Annotated in this window: 4 protein-coding genes; 2 read left to right on the top strand and 2 right to left on the bottom strand. The window is 71.0% G+C overall.

Going from position 1 to position 3,836, the window contains the following annotated elements:
- The coding region (locus P409_RS28930) for a sensor histidine kinase (protein WP_161790491.1) at positions 1-721 on the top strand (721 nt) is incomplete at its 5' end.
- 15 nt (positions 722-736) lie between these two features.
- On the opposite strand, the gene P409_RS28925 is transcribed toward P409_RS28930, so the two are convergent.
- Together P409_RS28925 and P409_RS28920 are read right to left on the bottom strand one after the other, a co-directional pair.
- Positions 737-1,654 (bottom strand): hypothetical protein, encoded by a 918-nt coding sequence (locus tag P409_RS28925; RefSeq protein ID WP_034846572.1) that lies wholly within the window; start codon positions 1,652-1,654, stop codon positions 737-739.
- A gap of 56 nt (positions 1,655-1,710) precedes the next feature.
- The gene (locus P409_RS28920) at positions 1,711-2,589 is read right to left on the bottom strand and encodes a LysR family transcriptional regulator (RefSeq protein ID WP_034846570.1); all 879 of its coding nucleotides are present in this window, start codon (positions 2,587-2,589) and stop codon (positions 1,711-1,713) included.
- 104 nt (positions 2,590-2,693) lie between these two features.
- Here P409_RS28920 and P409_RS28915 point away from each other — a divergent pair, with 104 nt between their 5' ends.
- Positions 2,694-3,629: an AEC family transporter gene (locus tag P409_RS28915; RefSeq protein ID WP_034846568.1), complete on the top strand. Its 936-nt coding sequence runs from the start codon at positions 2,694-2,696 to the stop codon at positions 3,627-3,629.
- The last annotated feature ends 207 nt before the right edge of the window (positions 3,630-3,836 follow it).

The following is a 3,836-nucleotide window of genomic DNA, read 5'->3' as shown; positions in this document are numbered from 1 at the left end:
CGACGCGCGCGTCCGGCTGCGCCACGGCCGCGACGAGTTCGGCCGCCTCGCCACCGCCTTCGACGCCATGGCCGACAGGATCGAGGAGAACCTGAAGCAGAAGGACCTGCTGCTGCGCGAGATCAACCACCGGGTGATGAACAGCTTCCAGCTGCTGTCCAGCCTGTTCGGGCTGCAGGCGCGCCGGGCCCAGAACCCGGAGGCGAAGCACGCTCTGGCCGAGGCGAACGACCGGATCCAGGCGCTGGCCATCGTCCACCGCCGGCTCTACGCCAATGTCTCGGTCGACCGGGTCGAGGTGAAGGACTACCTGACCGGGCTGTGCGAGGACCTGTCGCGGGCGCTGCTGCCGGAGAATGGCGGTGTCTCGATCATCTGCGACGTGGCCTCGGCCGAGCTGCCGCCGTCGCGGATGGTGCCGCTGGGCCTGATCGTCAACGAGCTGGTCACCAACGCCGTGAAATACGCCTTCCCCGACCGGCGGGAGGGGCGGGTGCAGATCCGCTTCCAGCCGCGGGCGGAGGGCGGCTGGCGGCTCGAGATCGCCGACAACGGCGTCGGCCTGCCGCAGGGCAAGATGCCGGCGAATGGCAGCGGCCTCGGCATGATGGTGCTGCAGGCCCAGGTGCGGCAGCTCGACGCCGCCATCGACATCGACAGCGGTCCCGGCGGCACCCGCTTCACCATCGACATCCCGCCGCCGCGCGACCTGGGGGCGTGACGGGACACCGCCGCCTCAGTCGTCGGGTGCGGTGCTGCGTTCGACAGGCTTGCCGGTTGTCCGCGCCAGCTTCGCCGCCAGCGCCTCGGTCCGGTCAAGGTCGAGGCCGCCGGTCATGACGAGCCGCTTCTCCGGCCAGGCCGGGATGGCGGTCGCGCAGTGCACATACAGGAAGGCTCCGCCGGGGCCGCGCGCCGGCGTCAGGTGCAGCAGCTCGAACCGCAGGATCCGCTCGACGGCGACGACATAGAGCTCGTCCCAGCCGAAGATCAGGTGGCCGGGCGACAGGCCGACGCGGCCGGTGAAGCGCCCGGCATCGGCGCCGGGATCCCGGATGAACTCCAGCGCATATTCGGGCGCGTCGTTGCCGGCGATGCGCAGCCCGGTCTCGGCCAGGCGGCCGATCTCCTCGAACCCGTCCAGCCCGGCCTGCTCCTCGGGCGTCACCGGCGGCCGGTAGCCGGTGCATATCGTCAGATGGCAGGCGACGGCGAGCCGCGGCTCGCGCTCATGCGCCCGATTCTGGAGGCCGGGAGGCTGCAGCTCCGGCGGCCAGCAGGTCAGCTCGATGATCGAGAGCCCTTCCTGCCAGCGCCAGCCCCGTGTGTTCGAGACGCCGGAAGGCCGGCCGGGGCCGAGCCACGTCGAGAGCGCCGCGGCGGTCATATCCAGATTGCGGTGCGGATCTCCGGACTGGTGCACATACCCGCTGAGATAGACCGGCGGCAGCCAGGGCGCGAAGCGAGGAACGGGCCGGAATCCGATCGGCCGCATCAGCCCGGGAACGAGCGGCTGCGGCGTCTCCAGCAGGACGATGTCATCGTCGTACCAGGGATCCCGGCGGACGCCGTGCCGGTCCATCAGCTCTGCCCGCGAGGCGGTCCACGGGATCGCCACGGCGTCGAGCAGCGCGAGGATGGGACTGGCGATCATGCCGGCAAGAATGCGTCACCGGCCGTCGGCCGGCAACGGGATGAAGGCTTGGGGCATCACCCCGCGGCGCCGGCCGTGGCCAGGAAGGTCCTCAGCGCCGGGTTCAGGTTCCCCGCCCGCCAGGCGATGACATGGTCGATCATCGGCGCGTCCTGCAGCGGCCGGAACACCACCCCGGCGACGCCCAGCGCGCTCATGCATTCCGGCACCAGGGCGATCCCGAGATCCTCCGCCACCAGTTGGACGATGGTCTGCTGCATCTGCGTCTCCAGCCGGATCACGGGCTGGAAGCCGGCGCCGCGGCAGTAGCGGCCGATGGCGTCGCGCAGGGTCGGCGACACCTCCGGCGGCGTCGCGATCAGCGGCTGGCCCTCCAGGTCGCGGGCATCCAGCCGGTCCCGTCCGGCCAGCGGGTGCCCGGCGGGCAGGGCGGCGCACAGGCTCTCGCTGTGCACCGGCCGGGTCTCCAGCCCGCGCACCGGCCCCGGCGGGAACAGGATGCCGACATCGAAGCGGCCGGCCAGCACGTCGTCGACCAGCCCGGCCGGCATCGCTTCGCGCAGCGTCAGCTCGATCTCGGGATAGGCGGTGACATAGCGCCGCGTCAGGCTGGGCACGACCGTGAAGGCGGCATGCATCATGAAGCCGACCGACAGCTCGCCCAGCTCGCCGCGCTCGGCCAGAACGGCGTTGCGGCAGGCCTGGTCGAAGGCGGCCAGCACGGTGCGCGAATCCTCCAGGAAACGGCGGCCGGCGCGGGTCAGCGCCGCCTGGCGCGAATGCCGCTCCAGCAGCTTCACGCCCAGCTCCCGCTCCAGCGCCGCGATCTGCCGGCTCAGCGGCGGCTGGGTCAGGTGCAGCCGTTCGGCGGCGCGGCCGAAATGCAGCGTCTCGGCCAGCGCCACGAAATAGCGCATCTGGCGGATGTCGATCATGGAGATACCGTTTCGGTATTGATCCAGCCGTCACTATGCATTGGATTGCATCGGCCGGTCAGCCGATATGGAAGCATTCCCGCCCGTCGCGCCGGTCCTCTCCGATGCTGTCCCCCTTCCTGGTCGTGCTGCCGATCTTCGCCCTGATCTTCGCCGGCTGGCTGGCGCGGCGGACCGGCGTGCTGGGCCCGAACGCGACCACCGAGCTGAACCGCTTCGTGGTCTGGCTGGCGCTGCCGGCGCTGCTGTTCGACATCATGGCGCACACCAGCTGGGCCGATCTCTGGCAGCCCGGCTTCATCGCCGTGTTCGGGCTCAGCAGCGCCGCCGTGTTCATCCTGACCATCGCCATCCGGCTGCGCGGCGCGCGGCATTTGGCCGATGCGGCGATCGACGGGCTCAATGCCGGCTATGCCAACACCGGCTTCCTCGGCTTTCCCCTGGCGCTGGCGGTGCTGGGCACCGATTCGCTGGTGCCGACGACCATCGCCTCGATCATCACCGTCTGCGTCGTCTTCGCCGTGGCGATCGTGCTGATCGAGGTCGGGCTGCAGACCGAGGCGCGGCGGGCGCATCTGGCGGCGAAGATCCTGAAATCGCTGGCGCGCAACCCACTGCTGGTGGCCCCGGCCCTCGGCGCCCTGGTCCCGCTCTTCGGCCTGGATGTGCCGGTCCCCGCCGAATCCTTCCTCAAGCTGCTGGGCGGCGCCTCCTCGCCCTGCGCCCTGGTCGCGCTCGGCCTGTTCCTGGCCGAGCCGCGCGGCGCCGGCGAGCGCGACGGCACCGCCACCACGCTGCTGGTGGTCTTCAAGCTGCTGCTGCAGCCGGCGGTGGCCTGGGGGCTGGCGGTGCTGTTCCACCTGCCGCCCGCCCTGGCCCACACCGCCGTGCTGCTGGCGGCGCTGCCGACCGGCACCGGCCCCTTCATGCTGGCCGAGTTCTACCGGCGCGAGGCGGCGGTGACGGCCAAGGTGATCCTGGTCTCGACCGTCGTCTCGCTGGCCACCGTCTCCGGCTACCTCGCGGTGGCCGCCGGCTGAGGCGTGAGACTTGCAGGGAGTCGGGTGCTTTCGCGTTGCGGCTCCGGCAAGGGAGACGTTTCAGAACTCGATCATCTGAGCCGACGCGTGCTTTCCACACTCCCCCTCCCCTTGCGGGAGGGGGGTAGGGGAGGGGGACGTAGTCGGTGACCGAAGGTCGACCTGGAGTAAACCAGGATTTCTGCGAGGCCGGCGGTGATGCCGGCA

This window comes from Inquilinus limosus MP06 (assembly GCF_000767795.1).
GTDB lineage: Bacteria > Pseudomonadota > Alphaproteobacteria > DSM-16000 > Inquilinaceae > Inquilinus > Inquilinus limosus_E.
The sequence above is the reverse complement of the archived record's forward strand: the minus strand, read 5'-3'. Positions and strand labels throughout refer to the sequence as shown.